This is a genomic window from Duganella sp. GW822-FHT06D06 (genome assembly GCF_058799615.1).
This window is the reverse complement of the sequence record NZ_JBXALQ010000022.1, coordinates 89,534-107,040: the sequence shown is the minus strand read 5'-3', so window position 1 is coordinate 107,040 and position 17,507 is coordinate 89,534. Positions and strand designations below refer to the sequence as shown.

Sequence of the window (17,507 nt, the reverse complement as noted above, 5' to 3'; positions counted from 1 at the left end):
AGCCTGCTGTGCACTTTCATCAAACGTCCACACTTATCGACTGTAAATTTTTAAAGAACTTATTCGGTACTGCTTGCAACCGTTGACAAAGCGTTGTGTTTGTCAGTTGCGAAGAAGGAAGATTATGAGGCGTTTTCAGCATTTCGTCAACCTTCTTTTTCTCCGCTCTTCGCTGCATTTACATGCTGCGTTTTGCGGGGAGGCGAACTATAGCAAAGGGCATCCACGCTGGCAAGGGTAAAATAGCGGTTTCACCGAAACATAAGTACGTCATGTCCATTCTGCTCACTACTCTCAACGCCCGCTACACCCACGCCTCGCTGGGACTGCGCTATCTATTAGCGAATATGGGAGAGCTGCAGGGGCAGACCCGCTTGCAGGAATTCGTCATCGGCGCGAAGACCACCGAGATCGTCGAACGCATCCTGGCGCATGCGCCGCAGATCGTCGGTTTCGGCATCTATATATGGAACGTCGAGGAAACCACCAAAGTCGTCGCCATGCTCAAGCGCGTGGCGCCGCATGTGGTGGTGGTTCTGGGCGGGCCGGAAGTGTCCTACGAATCGAATGAGCAGGAAATCGTCAAGCTGGCCGATTACCTGATTACCGGCTGGGGCGACGTCACCTTCCCCAAGCTGTGCGGCGAGATCATTCACGGCCCCAAGCCGCTGATGAAGGTCCACGCCGGCGTGCAGCCGCCGATGGCCGAGATCAAGCTGCCCTACTCGCTGTACACCGACGACGACATCAAACACCGCACCATCTATGTGGAAGCCTCGCGCGGCTGCCCGTTCAAGTGCGAGTTCTGCCTGTCTGCCCTGGACAAGACGGCGTGGCCGTTCGCACTGGATAACTTCCTGGCGGAGATGGAGTCACTGCACGCACGCGGCGCGCGGCTGTTCAAGTTCGTCGACCGCACCTTCAACCTGAATATCAAGACCAGCCTGAAGATCATGCAGTTCTTCCTCGATAAGCTGGAAGCCAACCCGGACGATCCGGTCTACGCCCACTTCGAGCTGGTGCCGGACCACCTGCCGGACGCACTGAAAGAGGGCATCAGCAAATTCCCGCATGGCGCGCTGCAATTCGAGATCGGCATCCAGAGCTTCAACCCGGCGGTGCAGACGCTGGTCAGCCGCAAGCAGGACAACCAGAAGGCCGCCGACAACATCCGCTGGCTGACCGACCATTCCAACGCCCACATGCACGTGGACCTGATCGCCGGCCTGCCCGGCGAAACGGTGGAGAGCTTCGCCGCCGGCTTCAACAAGCTGTGGGCCTTGAATCCGCACGAGATCCAGTTCGGCATCCTCAAGCGCCTGCGCGGCACGCCCATCATCCGCCACACCCAGGAATTCGGCCTGGTGTTCGAGCCGTACGCGCCGTACACCATCCTCGCCAACCGCGACATCGACTTCCCGACCATGCAACGGCTGGTGCGCTTCGCCCGCTATTGGGACCTGGTGGCCAACTCCGGCCGCTTCGGCCACACGCTGCCGGTGCTGCTGGGCGACGACGCCTTCGGCCGATTCATGGCGTTTGCCGACTGGTTGTACGCCAATACCGACGCCACCCACCGCATCGCGCTGGAGCGCCTGGTGGCGATGGTGTGCAAATACCTGCAAAGCCAGGGCATGGACAAGGACGCCGCCGAAGCGCTGTTGGCCAGCGATTATGCGGGCGCCAAGCCGAAACCGGTCGAGACGCCGGCGCCCAAGCGCCAGGCCCGCAGGCTGGCCGCCTGAGCGGGGTAGCCCGTCCCGCTGCACATCCATTGGTAGCCGCCGGGGCGAAACTCCCTTAAACTGACGAAATGCCTATTGCCAAAGAGCCCACACTCACTCTCAATCCCGGTGCCGCCAAGGGGCCTTCGGTCGCCGCAGGCGGCACGTGGCAAGTGCACGCGCTGGCGCAGGGCCGCACCATGGCCACCATCACGGCGCTGATCAAGACCCTCAAGGCCGACAACGTCAAATGGGATTTGACGGCGATCGACAGCATGGACCACATCGGCGCCCAACTACTGTGGAACGCCTGGGGCAAGACCCGCCCCGCCGAGCTGCAACTGGCGCCCGGCCAGGAAGAATTCTTCAGCCGGCTCGAAACCACCGGCAAGCTCGAACTGCCGCGCCCGCGCGCGCAGCGCCTGACCTGGGTGATGAAACTCGGCTTCGCGATGCTGCTGTTCATCGAGCACCTGATCGCGCTGACCACGCTGATCGGCCAGGTCGTGCAGGAATTCTGGCGCTTCGCGCGCGCGCCCATGCGCGGACCGTGGAAGGAAATCTCCGCGAACATCTTCCATGCCGGCTTCCAGGCGCTGGGCATCACGGCGCTGGTCGGCTTCCTGATCGGCGTGGTGTTCTCCTATCTGTCGGCGCAACAGCTGCGCAACTTCGGCGGCGACATCTTCCTGGTCAACCTGCTCGGCATGAGCATCATCCGCGAACTGGGCCCGCTGCTGGCGGCGATCCTGGTGGCCGGCCGCTCCGGCTCCTCCATCACCGCGCAACTGGGCGTGATGCGCGTAACCGAGGAACTCGACGCCATGCTGGTGATGGGCATCTCGCACGGCTTCCGCCTGATCATGCCGAAGGTGCTGGCCCTGGCCATCGCCATGCCGCTGCTGGTGATCTGGACCGACACCATCGCGCTGTTGGGCGGCATGGTGTCGGCCAAGGTCGAACTGAATCTGTCGCCGCAGTACTTCATCCTCAAGCTGCCGGACGCGGTGCCGCTGGCGAACTACATGATAGGCCTGGGCAAGGGCGTGGTGTTCGGCATCCTGATCGCGCTGGTGTCCTGCCATTTCGGCCTGCGCATCAAACCGAACACGGAAAGCCTGGGACGCGGCACCACCACCTCGGTGGTCACCGCGATCACCGCGGTGATCCTGGCCGACGCCGTGTTCGCGATCGTCTTCAGCGGCGTGGGGTTCTGATGGTCAGTCACGCGCTCGTCCCCGAAAAATCCTGCGGCCCCGGCAGCGGCGAACTGACGCTCGACGGCAGCGGCCCGATCGTCGAGATCACCGGCCTGTGGACCAAGTACGGCCGCACCGTGGTCCACCAGGATTTGAACCTGGAGATCGAACCGGGCGAGATCCTGTCCATCGTCGGCGGCTCCGGCACCGGCAAGACCACGCTGCTGCGCCAGATGCTGGGCCTGGAGACGCCGGCGCGCGGCTGCGTGCGCGTGTTCGGCGAAGACATCAGCGAAGTCGGCTCCGAACAATTGCAGCAGCTGCGCAATCACTGGGGCATGCTGTTCCAGCAGGGCGCGCTGTATTCGGCGCTGACCGTGTTCGACAACATCGCCCAGCCGATGCGCGAGCTGCACACGCTGCCCGAAGACCTGATCCTCGACGCCGTGCTGTTGAAGATGAACATGGTGGGCCTGGGCCCCGAACACGCGAACAAGATGCCGTCCGACCTGTCCGGCGGCATGGTCAAGCGCGTGGCGCTGGCGCGCGCGCTGGCGCTCGAACCCAAGCTGCTGTTCCTCGACGAGCCGACCGCCGGCCTCGATCCCGACCTGTCGGAAGCCTTCGTCTCGCTGATCAAATCGCTGCACCGCGAGCTGGGGCTGACGGTGGTGATGGTCACCCACGATCTCGACACGCTGTTCGCGCTGTCGACCCGCATCGCCGTGCTGGCCGAAAAACACGTGATCGCGCTTGGCCCGCTGCGCGACCTGCTGAACATCGATCACCCGTTCATCAAGGAGTTCTTCCTCGGCGACCGCGGCCGCCGCGCGCTGGAAGCGCTGGACGAAAAAACCAATACGGAGTCCCACTGATGGAAAACAGATCCCACGCACTCACCACCGGCTTCTTCACGCTCACGCTGCTGATCGCGGCCATCCTGTTCGGCCTGTGGTTCAACCGCGACCGCGTCGAACGCGCGCCCTACGTCATCGCCACCGCGCAGTCGGTGCCGGGCCTGAACCCGCAGGCGCCGGTGCGCTACCGCGGCCTGGAAGTGGGCAAGGTCGCCGGCATCGCCTTCGATCCCAAGATGGCCGGCCAGATCCTGGTCACCCTCAACATCAACACCGACGCGCCGATCACCAAGACCACCTTCGCCACGCTGGGCTACCAGGGCGTGACCGGCATCGCCTTCATCCAGCTGGACGACGACAAGGTCGGCTCGCCGCTGCTGGCCACCAACAGCGACAACCCGGCCCGCATACCGCTGCGCGCCGGCTTCTTCGACCAGCTGGAAAAGCGCGGCAAGGAAATCCTGACCCAGTCCGAGGAAGTGACGCGCAAACTCAATAATCTGCTCAGCCCTGAAAACCAGAAGACCATCCTCGGCGCCTTCGCCGACGTCAGCGCCACCGCCAACGCCTACCGCGAACTGCCGGCCAAGCTGGAACCGACCATCGCCAAGCTGCCGGCGCTGGCCGAACAGACGCAGCGCACACTGAGCTCCTTCAACACGCTGGCCAACGATTCCGACCGTCTGGTCAAAACCCTGCAGGCGCCGGACGGCCCGATCGCCCGCATCGCCGCCACCGCCGACCGCATCGGCGGCTCGGTGGAGGCGGTGGCCGGCGGCATCGAACTCGACACGCTGCCGCAGGTGAACTCGCTGTCCGACGACACCAAGGCCTCGATGCGCGCGCTGCGCAAGACCATGAACAAGATTAACGACCGTCCGCAAAGCCTGATCTTCGGTTCGCCCGGCACGCCGCCGGGTCCCGGCGAAGAAGGCTTTACCGCCTCGTCCAAATAAGGATCACTGAGATGACCACCGCCATCCGCAACGCCATCCTCGTCGCCGCCATCGGCGCGCTGCTGGGCGCCTGCGCCAGCAAGGGCCAGTCGACCGCGCAGTACGATTTCGGCCCGCTGCCGCAGGCGCAGGCAGCAACCGGCGCCAACATCGGCGCGCTCATCGTGGCCGATATCGTCGGCCCCGCCGCGCTGGACACCGAGCGCATGCAATACCGCCTGCTGTACGCCGACGCCCGCCAGTCGCGCCCCTACGCCCACAACCAGTGGACCGCCACGCCGTTCCAGCTGATGACCCAGCGCATGAAGGCGCGCATCGCGCAGGCCGGCGTCAAGGTGCTGTCGACCACCGACGCCGCCGCCAGTCCCACCGTGCTGCGCATGGAGGTCAACGACTTCGCGCAGAACTTCGACAGCGCCACCAGCAGCGCCGGCACCATCAGCCTGCGCGCCTCGCTGTTCCGCAGCCACAGGCTGGTGGACCAGAAGACCTTCACCCGCAGCAGCCCGGCCCCGAGCCCGGACGCCGCCGGCGGCGCCCACGCGCTGGCCGCCGCCACCGACGCCGTCACCGCCGATGTGCTGGCATGGCTGACGGCGCTGCCGCCGCGGTAGGCATGGCGGAGACCACCACCGTCAAGCCGCCTCCGCCAGCGCCGGAGCCGGCCAGCAAGCCGTCGCCGTTCACGCGGGCGGCGCTGCTGGCCTATGTGCTGCTGATCATCTACGCCAGCTGGTTCCCGTTCTCGGGCTGGCACAACCAGGGATTGTCGCCGCTGATCTTCCTGGAAAACACCAGCATGCCGCGCTACTGGACCAAGTTCGACGCCATCATCAACGTGGTCGGCTACCTGCCGCTGGGGACGCTGATCGTCTACTCGCTGTACCCGCGTTTCAAGGGCATGGCGGCCTGGCTGATGGCCGCCGCCGGCGGCGTGCTGATCTCGGGCCTGATGGAGGGCGTGCAGACCTACCTGCCCAGCCGCGTGTCCTCCAACCTGGACTTCTACACCAACGCCGCCGGCGGCGCGCTGGGCGCGGTGATCGGCGTGCTGACCGTGCGCCGCCTGCTGGACCAGAGCCAGCTGCAGCGCCTGCGCCAGGCCTGGTTCGCGCCGCACGCCAGCCAGGGCCTGGTGCTGCTGGCGCTGTGGCCGCTGGCGCAGATGTACCCGCAAAGCTTTCTGTTCGGCCTGGGCCAGCTGCTGCCGATTCTGTCGGAATGGCTGTCGCAGCTGCTCGACAGCGAGATCGACCTGGCCAGCTACGTGCGGCCGGACGCCATCCTGACGGTGGAGCAATACTGGCTGTCCGAAACCATCATCACCGCCTGCGGCATGGTGGGCGCGGCGCTGACGCTGCTGTGCCTGCTGCGCAAGCCGGCCCCGCGCGGCCTGCTGGTGATCGCCATGATAGGTTCCGCCATCGTCGTCAAGGCACTGGCGACGGCGCTGCTGTTCTCGCCGGAAAACGCCTTTGTCTGGGTCACGCCGGGCGCCGAGGGCGGTTTCCTGATCGGCGCCATCATGCTGGCCGGCCTGGCGTTCGCGCCGCACGTGGCGCAGCGGCGGCTGGCCGTCACCACCCTGCTGCTGAGCCTGGTGATCGTCAACACCACCCCGGCCAACCCGTATTTCGTCGCCACCTTGCAGACCTGGGTGCAGGGCAAGTTCCTCAACTTCAACGGCGCGGCGCAGTTCCTGACCTTGCTGTGGCCCTTCTTCGCGGTCTGGTTCCTGTGGCTGCCTTCTCACAAGCTCAATAAGCCCTGACTAAGGGTTAGCGGGTATCATAGCGGCTACCCATACCCCCGAGACACAGCGATGAGCGATACACCCTATTTCAAACACCACGTCTTTTTCTGCATGAACAAGCGTGACGACGGCCGCAACAGCTGCGGCGACCACGGCGCGGAAACCGCGCAAAAGCACGCCAAGAAGCGCTGCAAGGAACTCAACATCAACGGCCAGGGCCAGGTCCGCATCAACCAGGCGGGCTGCCTGGACCGTTGCGAAGAAGGCCCGGTGCTGGTGGTCTATCCGGAAGGCACCTGGTACACCTACGTCGACACCAGCGACATCGATGAAATCATCGACACCCACCTGGTGCAGGGCAAGGTCGTCGACCGTCTCAAAATCTGAACCCACTCTACAGCTCATGAACAAGAACGAAAAATTCACCCTGGCCGGCGGCGCCGGCCAAATGGAAGGCGTGCTCGACTACCCGAAGGAAGCGCCGCGCGGCATCGCGCTGGTGGCCCATCCGCATCCGCTGTACGGCGGCACCATGGACAACAAGGTCGCCGTCACCTTGGCGCGCACCTTCGTCAACCTGGGCTACGTGGTGGCGCGCATCAACTTCCGCGGCGTCGGCGCCTCGGAGGGCGTGCATGACCACGGCATCGGCGAGACCGACGACATGGCCGCGCTGCACGCCTGGATGACGGCAAGATATCCGGGCCTGCCGGTGGCGCTGGCGGGCTTCTCGTTCGGCACCTTCGTGCAAGCGCAGCTGGCGCCGCGCCTGGCCGCCGCCGGCACGCCGGCCGAGCGCCTGGTGCTGGTCGGCGCCGCCGCCAAGAAGTGGGACATGGCCGCGATCCCGGCCGACACCATCCTGATCCACGGCGAAAACGACGACACCATCCCGCTGATCGACGTGCTGGACTGGCTGCGTCCGCAGGACATAGCGGTCATCGTGATCCCCGGCGCCGACCACTTCTTCCACCGCAAACTCCAGCACATCAAGAGCTGGGTGACGCAGCTCTGGCAGCGCGGCGCCGATGTTGCCGAGACGGAAACGGACACCGCAGCGGCCGACTAAGGTCCTATAATCGCTGCGCCTTTAACTTTTTACCGAATAAAGCAACCCATGAAAAAAATTATCGCGGCACTGGCCACCAGTGTGATGTTGATGTCCGCCGCCGTCGCCCAAACCCTGCCGCCGCCGACCATCGCCGCCAAATCCTGGCTGCTGCTGGACGCCACCAGCGGCCAGATCATCGCCTCGCAAGACCCGAACGCCCGCATCGAACCGGCCTCGCTGACCAAGATCATGACGGCCTACGTCACCTTCGGCGCGCTGCGCGACAAGAAAATTGACCTGAAACAGATGGTCAACGTCTCCACCAAGGCGTGGAAGGTCGATGCCAGCAGCTCCAAGATGTTCATCGACCCGGCCACGCCGGTCAGCATCAACGACCTGCTGTACGGCCTGATGGTGCAGTCGGGCAACGACGCCGCGGTGGCGCTGGCCGAAGCGGTCGCCGGCGACGAGTCCGCCTTCGTGGTGATGATGAACAAGGAAGCCCAGCGCATGGGGCTGACCAACACCCGCTTCGCCAACCCGCACGGCCTGCCGAGTCCGGAGAACTATTCGACCGCGCAAGACCTGTCGGTGCTGGCCAAGCGCGTGATCCTGGACTTCCCGGAGTTCTACAAGATCGATTCGGTCAAGAGCTTCACCTACAACAAGATCACCCAGCCCAACCGCAACCGCCTGCTGTGGCTCGATCCGACCGTCGACGGCATGAAGACCGGCCACACCGAAGCGGCCGGCTACTGCATGATCGCCTCGGCGCACCGTCCGAACGGCGCCGGCGAGCGCCGCCTGGTGTCGGTGGTGCTGGGCACCTCGTCCGACCAGTCGCGCACGCAGGAAAGCCAGAAGCTGCTGAACTGGGGCTTCCAGAACTTCGACACGGTCAAGCTGTACTCCAAGGGCCAGGCCATCGCCACGCCGGAGATCTGGAAGGGTTCCAAGGGCGTGGTCAAGATCGGCTTCGCCAACGACGTGCTGGTGACGGTGCCGAAAGGCGTGGCAGCCAAGATGAAGCCGCTGCTGGAGCGCAAAGACCCGCTGGTCGCGCCGCTGGCCGAGAACAGCCGCGTCGGTTCGCTGAAGATGATGGTGGACGGCAAGCCGCTACTGGAATTGCCGGTGGTGGCGCTGGAAACCGTCGATCAAGCCTCGATCTTCGGCCGCGCCTGGGATTCGATCCGCCTCTGGCTGAAGTAAACCCCGGGGGTCAAGTCTGACATTCGGACACGGGCTCTGCCATAACGCAGGTTACGGCAGAGCCCGTGTCCGAATGTCAGACTTGACCCCCGCTGTTAGTCGTCGTTGGCGTGGGTGTGCTGGATCGATTCCTGCGCCCATTTGAAGGCCGCCTGGCCGACCATGCCCAGGCCATCCATATCCAGTCCCTCCTTCTCGGCGATCTCCAGCGCCCGATCGACCTTGTCGCGTTCGAGCAGCAGCACGATCGTCAGATACGGTCCGTAGACCCCATCACTGTTGAGCAACACGTCGCGGATATCGTCCGACAGATGCATCTTGTCGACCAGGTTGGCCATCGGCACGCCCAGCAGGACGTCGAACAACGACAGCAATCCCACCAGGAACAACTCGTCGCGCTGGGCCTGCGGCAGCTTGCTGCAGGTCTCCAGGAAGCGCGCGCGCGTCAGCGCCACTTCCAGCAGCGACTCATCGCGCGCCTGGTTGGCGCCGCCGCCCAGGCGGAACATCGACACCGTCAAGCCCCGGTACAGCTGATTGCGCCCCAGCACCATGAACGCTTGCTGCAAGCTGGTCACCTTGGTGGTCTGGCCGTTGCTCGGCGCGTTGGCCCATTGCAGCACCTGGTAGGTCATGCCGGGATCGCGCTTGGCCACCTCGATCATCGCCGGCAGTTCGGCGTCGGTGCGCAGCAGGTTGAGCAGCTCGATCGAGGTCATGCGGCTCTGGTCGACCTTGGCGTCCGGGTCCACCTTGTCGCTGGTGGTCAGGAAGTGGCCCATGAAGTAATTGCAGCCCCACGACATGCACATGCGCTGTTCGTCCCACGTTTCGACGCCGTCGACCGCCAGCTTCATGTCGGGATAGCGCATGCGCAACTGCTTGATCAGGGACTGGAAGTCGGCCAGCGTATGCTCGCCCAGCGACAGCATGGCGACGTCGCACACCGCCAGCAGCGGCGCGTCGGCCGGGTCCAGCGACACGCCGCGCAGCGCCACCTTGCAGCCGGTCTCGCGCAGCGCCGTCATGCGGCCGGCGATCTGCTCCACCGGCAGGCCGACGCCCTTGCGGTCGAGCATGAATATGGTGTGCGGCGCCACCAGCGGCGCATGGCGCTTGAAGATCACCGCGTCCATGCTCAGCTGCACCAGCGCGATGCGGTTCTGGGCGAACTGCGGCAGCCGGGCCGCGACCAGGGTCTCGATCAGCACCGGCTCCGGCAGCGGCGCGCGGTTGCCGCCGAAGGGCACGGAAAAACGGTAGCCGCACAGGCGGTGGCGCTCGTCGACGATCTCGGTACGCACCACGATCGCCTCGGGATCGCCTTCGGGGTCGGCCGCAGGGGCGGGCACGGGCGCCGCCTTGGCGGGCGCGACGGCCGCGGCGGGCACGGGTTCCGGTTTGGTTTTTAGAAACGATAAGAAGCCCACTTGCTTACCCTCCATCACCGAATATTAATTTCGATCATACAATGAAAAACCGGACGAAAATCGCCCTCGCCGAAAAATTCATTGCCGGACAAACACAGGTCCGCGTAACTAAAGTACAAGCTTGCCGCTATAATCTCCGTCACTCCCCTCCCCCAGAAAGTGCGACCATGAGCTACGCCCCGCCGAACGACTTGTCCTGCCCCGCCGTCGCCACCAGCAAAGACGGGCTGACCCTGTCGCGCATCGTGGCCGGCATGTGGCGCATGAATGAATGGAAGCTGACGCCGCAGCAACGGCTCGGCTTCCTCGAGCAATGCCTGGCCCTGGGCGTCACCAGTTTCGATCATGCCGACATTTACGGCGGCTACGGCGTCGAGGCGCTGTTCGGCGAGGCGCTGGCGCTGCAACCGTCGCTGCGCGCGCGCATGCAGCTGGTGAGCAAGTGCGGCATCAAGCTGGTCAACGAGGCGCGTCCGGCGCACACCATCCAGCACTATGACACCAGCGCCAGCCACATCATCGCCTCGGCCGAGCAGTCGCTGCGCCAACTGGGCACCGACCACCTGGACCTGCTGCTGATCCACCGCCCCGACCCGCTGATGGATTTCGACCAGATCGCCGGCGCCTTCGAGCAGCTGCGCCGGGCCGGCAAGGTCAAGCACTTCGGCGTGTCCAACTTCAGCCGCCACCAGTTCGAATGCCTGCACCGCCGCATCCCGCTGGCGACCAACCAGGTCGAGTTCTCGCCGCTGTGCATGGCGCCGCTGTTCGATCAAACCTTCGACGGTCTGCAAGACCAGGGCGTGGCGCCGATGATCTGGTCGCCGCTGGCCGGCGGCCGCCTGTTCAGCCGCGACGACGCCGACGGCAGCCGCGTGCGGGCGGCGATCCAGCAGGTGGCCGACGAACTGCGGCGCCCGTTCGGCAGCGTGGTGTTGGCGTGGATTATGCAGCTGCCGAGCCGGCCGCTGCCGTTGACCGGCTCGGGCCGCATCCAGGCGGTGGCCGAGGCGGTGGAGGCGACCCAGTTCAGCCTGAGCCGCAGCCAGTGGTTCGCGATCCTGCGCGCGGCGCGCGGTCACGAAGTCGCTTGAGTTCTACGCCTCAATCTGCATAGACCAGCGGCGGCGCGATGCCGCGCCAGCCCCGCCGCCACGCCAGGTTCAGCGCCAGCGTGCCGGCGATGTAGACGGCGAAGAACAGCGCGAAGTACATCGCCTGCAGCCAGGCCAGCAAGCCCAGGTTGACCACCAGCAGCAGCAGCGCGGCCTTGCTTTTCTTTTGCTTGGAGCTGGGGAAGCGCACGGTGGTCACCATCAGCGCGCCCACCACGAACAGCAGCGCGACGATCAGGCCGCCATGCGGCACCGAGGCCGCCGGGTCGGGCCACGCCACCACCACCGAGGCCACGCAGGCCGCGCCCGCCGTGCTCGGCATGCCGACGAAATAGCGCGGATCGGTACGGCCGACATTCACATTGAAGCGCGCCAGCCGCAGCGCGCCGCAGGCGACGAAAAAGAAACTGGCGATGCCGCCGATCCGCAGCAGGGTCGGATGGTCCACGCCCAGCTGCACGAAGCCGTAACAATACAACAGCAAGGCCGGCGCGCAGCCGAAGTTCATCATGTCGGCCAGCGAGTCGAGCTGCATGCCGAAGGCGGAGGCGGTGTTGGTGGCGCGCGCCACCAGGCCGTCGAGCGCGTCGAACACCCCGGCCAGCACCAGCAGCACGGCGGCCAGCCGGTAGTCGTCGGCCGACCCGACCAGGGCGTTGTCGACCGAGATCACGATGCTGCCGAAGCCGCAGGCGATCGACATCAGGGTGACCAGGCTGGGCAGGGCGAACTTGGCGCGCTGCACGCGCGCATGGTGTAATGGCTTCAAATTGGGGGCAATCGCAAAAAACGCCGCAGTTCGCAGCAAACGGCAAGCTTACCATTTTAACCCGGCGCCCTCCTTGTTCATACCGGGTGCTGCCGGACTGAAATCTGGCATAAAATTGCAACAGCCGGCCACGGCCCGGCGGCACACTGCACAGGAGTTTCCATGATGACCCACCGTCGCCGCGCGCCCGCGCTGTCCGCCTTGCTGCTGGCCCCGCTGTTGAGTCTGCTTTTGTCCGCTTGCGGCGGCGGTGGCGGCGGCGCCGCCACCAGCGGCAGCGCCAGCGTCGCGCCGCCCGACCTGACCCAGGCGCCGGGCGCGCCCAGCTACAGCGGCAACACCGCGCTCGACGGCTACAACTGGATCAACTACCGGCGCGCGCTGCTGGGCCTGTCCATCCTGGCGCGCAACGCCAGCGTCGACGCCGCCGCCCAAAACCATTCCAACTACCTGCGCCTGAACAACACCGTCAGCCACGAGCAGACGCCCGGCCTGCCCGGCTTCACCGGCGTCACCCTGCTCAACCGCCTGAGCGGCGCCGGCTACCAGGTGCCGCAGCCGTATGCGATCGGCGAAGTGATTTCCGCCACCAGCAACCCGTCCGGCTTTTACCAGGCGGAGGAATTGATCACCGCGATCTACCACCGCTTCGTGATGTTCGAGCCGGTGTTCAAGGAAATCGGCACCGGCGCCGCCACCACCAGCGCCAGCTACACCTATTTCACCGCCGACCTGACCGCCGTCGGCGGCTACGGCGCCGGCCTGGGCGCCGGCCGCATCGTCAACTACCCGGCCGCCAACCAGGCCGGGGTGCCGGTCAACTTCTTCAGCGACAGCGAATCGCCCGACCCGGTGCCGGGACGCAACGAGGTCGGCTATCCGATCAGCGTCCACGCCGACACCGTCCGCATCGGCGTCGGCGTGACGGTGCAAAGCTTCACGGTGGCGCCGCGCGGCGGCGCCGCGCTGGAGGCGCGCCTGCTCAGCCACGCCGCCGACGCCCAGACGCCCGAGACGGCCGCCGCCATCGTGCCGCTGGCGCCGCTCAAGAGCGCCACCGTCTACGACGTCAGCTTCCGCGGCGTGGTGGCCGGCGTGGCGGTGACGCGCAACTGGTCGTTCACCACCCGATGAACGCGCCCGCCGACGCCGTGCTGCACGTCGCCAGCGGCCTGCAACAGCTGATGGGCGACTACCGGCTGTACCTGAACATCCTGCGCCGCTTCCAGCAGCGCTACCACGCGGCCGCGGCCGAGGTGGGCGCGGCGCTGGCGGCCGGCGACCAGGCCGGCGCGCTGCGCATCGTCCACACCGTCAAGGGCGCGGCCGGCATGATAGGCGCGCAGCAGGTGCAGCGGCTGGCGGCCGCACTGGAGGCGGCGTCCTGCGCCGCGCCGCTGGCGCCGCTGGAACAGGCGCTGGCGCAGTTGCTGCAGGCGATCGCCACGCTGTTGTCGGCCGCACCCGCGGCCGACGAGCAGCCCGCCGCGGCCGCGCCGGCGCCGGACGCGCGCATGCTGCTGCGGCATCTGGCGCGGCTGCTGGAGGAAGGCGACGGGGCGGCGATCGATGTGCTGGAACAGTCGGCCACGCTGCTGGCCGGCGCGCTGGGCGTGGCGCGCTTCGCGCAAGTGACGAGCGCGGCCCACCAGTTCGATTTCGAGACGGCGCTGGCCCAGCTGCGCGCCGGGCCGGGCTAAGCGCTGGAACTCAGCGGGTATATTCCTTTTCCTCGTCGAAGGCGTCGGCGCACTCCTTGTCGCAGAAGCGGCGCACATTGTCCAACGGTTTGTCGCAATACCAGCAGGCGCCCTTGGGCGGCAGCGTCTGCCGGGTGCGCGCGGGCGCGGGCGGCGCCGTGGCGGACGGCGCAGCGCCGGCGCCATCATCCGGTACGCTCTCTTGTGTCGGTTCCACGATCGCCTCCTTTCCAGGCAGTGCTCAGGTCCACGTTTGCAAGATTACTTCAGCGGAATATCCGATGTATGAGAATTCTCAACCAAATCATGATAGCAGGTTCGGCGTAGCGGCCCCATGCGTCAAAAGCCCAAAACCGTGGCCGTCCAGCCGCAGCGCCAGCGCCGTAGAATGAAGAAAAATTTATTAATGGAAAAGTCAACCATGATAGTGAGTCCGGCAGGCAACATCCGGCCACGATTTATCGTGACTTGCCGGCGCTCTCGGGGCAAACTCGATCACCATCGACCGGCACTCCCGCCGTCCCGACGCCGCCGATAAAGCCCCCAGCGATCCATGACTTCCGCGCCCGCCCCGACCCGGCACCACGCTCCCGGCGTGCGCGCCAGTCTTGCGCTGCTGGCCATCGCTTGCATCCTGCCAGTGGCCGCCGTGACCGCCTTCCTGATCGTCCATTTCTACCAGCGGGAACGGGCGCAGCTGATCGAGCACACCGTCAGCCGCGCCCGCGCCATCATCACCGCTACCGACCGCGACATCGCCAGCACCCAGCTGGCGCTGCAAACGCTGAGCACTTCGCACATGCTGCGCAACCAGGACTTGCGCGGCTTCCATCAGCGCGCCGCCGGCCTGGTCGAGCAGCTGGGCGCCGACAGCATCGTCCTGCTCGATGCCGACGGCAGCCTGCTGCTGTCGACCCGCCGCCCCTACGGCGCGCCGCTGCCCAAGCTGGGGCGGGCGCCGCTGCTGCAACGGATCCTGGCCAGCGGCCGGCCAACTGGCGCGCCAGCGTGCTCGACACCGAAGGCCGGGTGGTCACCCGCTCGCGCGACCAGGACCTCTACGCCGGCCGCCAGGTCAGCGCCGCGCTGCGCCGGCAGCTGGCCAGCGCCAGCGAATCCGGCATGGAGACGCGCACGCTGGACGGACAGGACGTGTACGTGGTCTACAGCCGCTCGACCCGCACCGGCTGGAGCGCCGTGCTGGGCATTCCGCGCGAGCAGCTGACGGCCAGCCTGTACCGCACGCTGGCCTGCACTTCCGCGAAGCCAATGAGCTGGGCCATGCCCTGCGCGACGCCGCGCTCAGCGTGCGGCAGGCCCACGCCGACACGCGCGAAAGCGAGCAGCGCCTGGCGCTGGCGGCCAAGGCCGCCCACCTGGGCATCTGGACCCGCGAGCTGCGCGAGCCGAACCTCTGGTGCTCGGAGCAGTGGCGCGCGCTGTTCGGCTTCGCGCCGGAACCAGCGCTGACCTTGGCCGACCTGCTGGCCAAGGTGCATCCGGACGACCGCGCCGCCGTCCAGCACACCCTCAGCCACAGCGAGGACAGGCGCGCATCTTCGCCCCCTTCTACACCACCCGGCCGATCGGCAAGGGCACCGGGCTGGGGCTGTCGCTGTCGTACGGCATCGTGCAAAACCACCACGGCCACATCGACGTGCAGAGCACACCGGGCCGGGGCAGCACCTCCCGCGTGACGCTGCCAGTCGGCCACCGCATGGCCGAGGCCTGGAAAGGGCGGCCGCGGCGCCGCTGCGCTTATAATCGCGTGGTCACGCCACAGCCACTACACGGTCACGCCAGGAAAACAGCGCATGCAAGCAAACACCACCGTCACCCCGCCTGCCGCCGGCAGCCACGCCCACCTGTCCGGGCGCGTGCTCGGCCTGGCCAACCTGGGACTGATGGTGCTCGACGCCGGCGGCCGCATCGTCATGTGGAACCAGTGGCTGGCCAGCCACTCCGGCCTGTCCGCCCAGCGCGTGCAGGGCAGCGAGCTGTTCGAGCAGTTTCCCGAACTGCGCGGCCAGCGGCTGGAGCAGGCGCTGCACAGCGCGCTGCACAGCAACCTGCCGCAGCAACTGTCGCCGGCGCTGAACCGCTCGCCCTTCCCGCTGTACCCGAGCGGCACCTGGGGCGGCGAACGGGTCGAGCAAGCGGTGTCGATCACGCCCTTCACGGAAGGCAAGGAACGCTTTTGCCTGATCGAAGTGAGCGACATCAGCACCACCGTCGGCCGCGAGCGCCAGCTGCGCGGCCAGGCCGAGGCGCTGCGCGCGCAATCGTATGTGGATGGATTGACCGGCATCGCCAACCGCCGCCACTTCGACGTCGCGCTGGACCGCGAGCTGCGGCGGGCGCAGCGCAACAACGGCCAGCTGTCGCTGCTGCTGATGGACATCGATTCCTTCAAGGCCTATAACGACCACTTCGGCCACCAGCAGGGCGACGCCTGCCTGACCCTGGTGGCGGAAGCGTTCGCCGCCATGCTGCAACGCCCGGCCGACCTGGCCGCGCGCTACGGCGGCGAGGAGTTCGCCGCCGTGCTGCCGGACACCGGCCCGGAACAGGCGGCCCGGCACGCCGAGACGATCCGCGCCCGCATCGCCGCGCTGGAAATCACGCACGCGCCGGCCGCCAACCGTCCGCACGTGACGATGAGCATCGGCGTGGCCACCTACGACAAGGACCGCTTGTGCGACGCGGCCCCCCTGCTGGCCGCCGCCGACGCCTGCCTGTACGCCGCCAAGCGCGCCGGCCGCGACTGCGTGATCGTCCACAATCCCACCGAGCAGGCGGCATGATGCGCAATACCATCGCGATCGTCGTCATCGCCGTCTGTGCCACGGCGCCCTCCTCGCAGGCCGCGTCCTGCACCGGCAAGGCGCCCGCGGGCACTCTGGTGGCGCAGCGCGTCGTCGCCGCCAACGCCACCAGCAAGGAACCCGGCCTGTACGAAGGCCCGGTCTGGATCAAGGACGCGCTGTATTTTTCCGACTTCACCTTCGGTCCCGGCTTCCCTTCGCGCATCCGCAAGCTCGACGCGGCGGGCCAGGTCAGCACGGTGATCGAGGACAGCGGCAGCAACGGCCTGGCGGTGGACAACGACGGCAACATCCTGGCCGCCACCCACAAGTACAAGAGCGTGTCGCGCTACACGCTGCACGGCAAGCGCAGCGTGGTGGCCGGCCAGTACCGTGGCAATGTGTTCAATTCGCCCAACGACATGGCGATGACCAGGGACGGCACGCTGTACTTCAGCGATCCGGCTTTCCAGCGCGATGCCGCGCCGGGCGGACAGGACCAGACCCGCGTCTACCGCGTGGCGGTGGACGGCGGCGTGACGGTGGTGGAAGACACCCTGGTCAATCCCAACGGCGTATCGCTGTCGCCCAACGGCGACGTGCTGTATGTGAACGGCATGGTGGGCGACCACGGCGTGCTGCGGTCCTACGCCATCGTCAACGGCAAGCCGCAGAAGGGACACGACCTGGTCGCCAGGCTGGGCATCCCGGACGGCATGGCGGTCGATTGCCACGGCAACATCTACGTCACCGAGCATACCGACCAGCGCCTGCGCGTGTTCACGCCCCAGGGCAAGCAGATCGCCACCATCAAGGTGGACGCCAACGTGACTAACGCCGCTTTCGGCGGCGTTAGTGGCAAGACGCTCTACATCACCGGCGCCGGCGCCATCTGGTCCCTGGACCTGGACGTCACCGGTTCGCCGTACTAAGGCGG

At 66.5% G+C, this 17,507-nt stretch carries 19 protein-coding genes and 1 pseudogene; 16 read left to right on the top strand and 4 right to left on the bottom strand.

Annotation, left to right across the window (positions count from 1 at the left end; genetic code table 11):
• The first annotated feature begins 272 nt into the window (after nt 1-272).
• The 9 genes from AC1RMD_RS28160 (at nt 273) to AC1RMD_RS28120 (ending at nt 8,752) form a co-directional block, all read left to right on the top strand.
• Nucleotides 273-1,745 (top strand): B12-binding domain-containing radical SAM protein, encoded by a 1,473-nt coding sequence (locus AC1RMD_RS28160; protein ID WP_492931616.1) that lies wholly within the window; start codon nt 273-275, stop codon nt 1,743-1,745.
• Between the two features lie 68 nt (nt 1,746-1,813).
• Nucleotides 1,814-2,941 (top strand): MlaE family ABC transporter permease, encoded by a 1,128-nt coding sequence (locus tag AC1RMD_RS28155; RefSeq protein ID WP_492931614.1) that lies wholly within the window; start codon nt 1,814-1,816, stop codon nt 2,939-2,941.
• Complete coding sequence (locus AC1RMD_RS28150; protein ID WP_492931612.1) at nt 2,941-3,798, top strand: ABC transporter ATP-binding protein; 858 nt, start codon at nt 2,941-2,943, stop codon at nt 3,796-3,798. Before AC1RMD_RS28155 ends, AC1RMD_RS28150 begins: the two co-directional genes overlap by 1 nt.
• On the top strand, nt 3,798-4,736 hold the full coding sequence (locus AC1RMD_RS28145; protein WP_492931610.1) for an MlaD family protein: 939 nt from the start codon (nt 3,798-3,800) through the stop codon (nt 4,734-4,736). The genes AC1RMD_RS28150 and AC1RMD_RS28145 overlap by 1 nt, the downstream gene beginning before the upstream one ends.
• 11 nt (nt 4,737-4,747) lie before the next feature.
• Nucleotides 4,748-5,350, top strand: coding sequence for an ABC-type transport auxiliary lipoprotein family protein (locus tag AC1RMD_RS28140; RefSeq protein WP_492931608.1), 603 nt, complete (start codon nt 4,748-4,750; stop codon nt 5,348-5,350).
• A gap of 2 nt (nt 5,351-5,352) precedes the next feature.
• Nucleotides 5,353-6,507: a VanZ family protein gene (locus tag AC1RMD_RS28135; protein WP_492931630.1), complete on the top strand. Its 1,155-nt coding sequence runs from the start codon at nt 5,353-5,355 to the stop codon at nt 6,505-6,507.
• 51 nt (nt 6,508-6,558) lie between these two features.
• Nucleotides 6,559-6,876, top strand: a complete 318-nt coding sequence (locus tag AC1RMD_RS28130) for a (2Fe-2S) ferredoxin domain-containing protein (RefSeq protein WP_492931606.1) — start codon at nt 6,559-6,561, stop codon at nt 6,874-6,876.
• A 16-nt stretch (nt 6,877-6,892) separates the two neighbouring features.
• Nucleotides 6,893-7,558, top strand: coding sequence for an alpha/beta hydrolase (locus AC1RMD_RS28125; protein WP_492931604.1), 666 nt, complete (start codon nt 6,893-6,895; stop codon nt 7,556-7,558).
• A 48-nt stretch (nt 7,559-7,606) separates the two neighbouring features.
• Nucleotides 7,607-8,752, top strand: coding sequence for a D-alanyl-D-alanine carboxypeptidase family protein (locus AC1RMD_RS28120; protein WP_492931602.1), 1,146 nt, complete (start codon nt 7,607-7,609; stop codon nt 8,750-8,752).
• Between the two features lie 95 nt (nt 8,753-8,847).
• On the opposite strand, the gene AC1RMD_RS28115 is transcribed toward AC1RMD_RS28120, so the two are convergent.
• Entirely contained in the window at nt 8,848-10,143 is a 1,296-nt protein-coding gene (locus AC1RMD_RS28115) for an EAL and HDOD domain-containing protein (RefSeq protein ID WP_492931600.1), read from the bottom strand.
• 206 nt (nt 10,144-10,349) lie between these two features.
• Here AC1RMD_RS28115 and AC1RMD_RS28110 point away from each other — a divergent pair, with 206 nt between their 5' ends.
• Complete coding sequence (locus AC1RMD_RS28110) at nt 10,350-11,276, top strand: aldo/keto reductase (RefSeq protein WP_492931598.1); 927 nt, start codon at nt 10,350-10,352, stop codon at nt 11,274-11,276.
• A 10-nt stretch (nt 11,277-11,286) separates the two neighbouring features.
• Here AC1RMD_RS28110 and pssA read toward each other — a convergent pair whose 3' ends face one another.
• Nucleotides 11,287-12,042 carry a CDP-diacylglycerol--serine O-phosphatidyltransferase gene (gene pssA, locus AC1RMD_RS28105; protein ID WP_492931628.1) on the bottom strand — a complete coding sequence of 252 codons (756 nt, stop codon included), beginning with the start codon at nt 12,040-12,042 and terminating at the stop codon, nt 11,287-11,289.
• Between the two features lie 186 nt (nt 12,043-12,228).
• On the opposite strand from pssA, the gene AC1RMD_RS28100 reads away from it, so the two are divergent.
• Both AC1RMD_RS28100 and AC1RMD_RS28095 read left to right on the top strand, forming a co-directional pair.
• On the top strand, nt 12,229-13,200 hold the full coding sequence (locus tag AC1RMD_RS28100; RefSeq protein WP_492931596.1) for a CAP domain-containing protein: 972 nt from the start codon (nt 12,229-12,231) through the stop codon (nt 13,198-13,200).
• Entirely contained in the window at nt 13,197-13,766 is a 570-nt protein-coding gene (locus AC1RMD_RS28095) for an Hpt domain-containing protein (protein WP_492931594.1), read from the top strand. Before AC1RMD_RS28100 ends, AC1RMD_RS28095 begins: the two co-directional genes overlap by 4 nt.
• A gap of 10 nt (nt 13,767-13,776) precedes the next feature.
• Here the strand turns inward: AC1RMD_RS28095 and AC1RMD_RS28090 are convergent, their stop codons facing one another.
• A complete protein-coding gene (locus AC1RMD_RS28090; RefSeq protein WP_020706561.1) occupies nt 13,777-13,983 on the bottom strand; it encodes a hypothetical protein in 207 nt (68 codons plus the stop codon).
• A 336-nt stretch (nt 13,984-14,319) separates the two neighbouring features.
• On the opposite strand from AC1RMD_RS28090, the gene AC1RMD_RS28085 reads away from it, so the two are divergent.
• On the top strand, nt 14,320-14,991 hold the full coding sequence (locus tag AC1RMD_RS28085; RefSeq protein ID WP_492931592.1) for a cache domain-containing protein: 672 nt from the start codon (nt 14,320-14,322) through the stop codon (nt 14,989-14,991).
• On the opposite strand, the gene AC1RMD_RS28080 is transcribed toward AC1RMD_RS28085, so the two are convergent.
• Nucleotides 14,930-15,292 (bottom strand): hypothetical protein, encoded by a 363-nt coding sequence (locus AC1RMD_RS28080; protein ID WP_492931590.1) that lies wholly within the window; start codon nt 15,290-15,292, stop codon nt 14,930-14,932. The two genes, AC1RMD_RS28085 and AC1RMD_RS28080, sit on opposite strands and share 62 nt — an antisense overlap.
• 23 nt (nt 15,293-15,315) lie before the next feature.
• Between AC1RMD_RS28080 and AC1RMD_RS28075 the strand changes: the two are divergent.
• The 3 genes and pseudogenes from AC1RMD_RS28075 to AC1RMD_RS28065 form a co-directional block, all read left to right on the top strand.
• Nucleotides 15,316-15,474 (top strand): annotated as a pseudogene (locus AC1RMD_RS28075) (ATP-binding protein); the annotation flags it as partial.
• A 106-nt stretch (nt 15,475-15,580) separates the two neighbouring features.
• Complete coding sequence (locus AC1RMD_RS28070; RefSeq protein WP_492931588.1) at nt 15,581-16,570, top strand: diguanylate cyclase; 990 nt, start codon at nt 15,581-15,583, stop codon at nt 16,568-16,570.
• Entirely contained in the window at nt 16,567-17,502 is a 936-nt protein-coding gene (locus AC1RMD_RS28065; protein ID WP_492931586.1) for an SMP-30/gluconolactonase/LRE family protein, read from the top strand. The genes AC1RMD_RS28070 and AC1RMD_RS28065 overlap by 4 nt, the downstream gene beginning before the upstream one ends.
• The last annotated feature ends 5 nt before the right edge of the window (nt 17,503-17,507 follow it).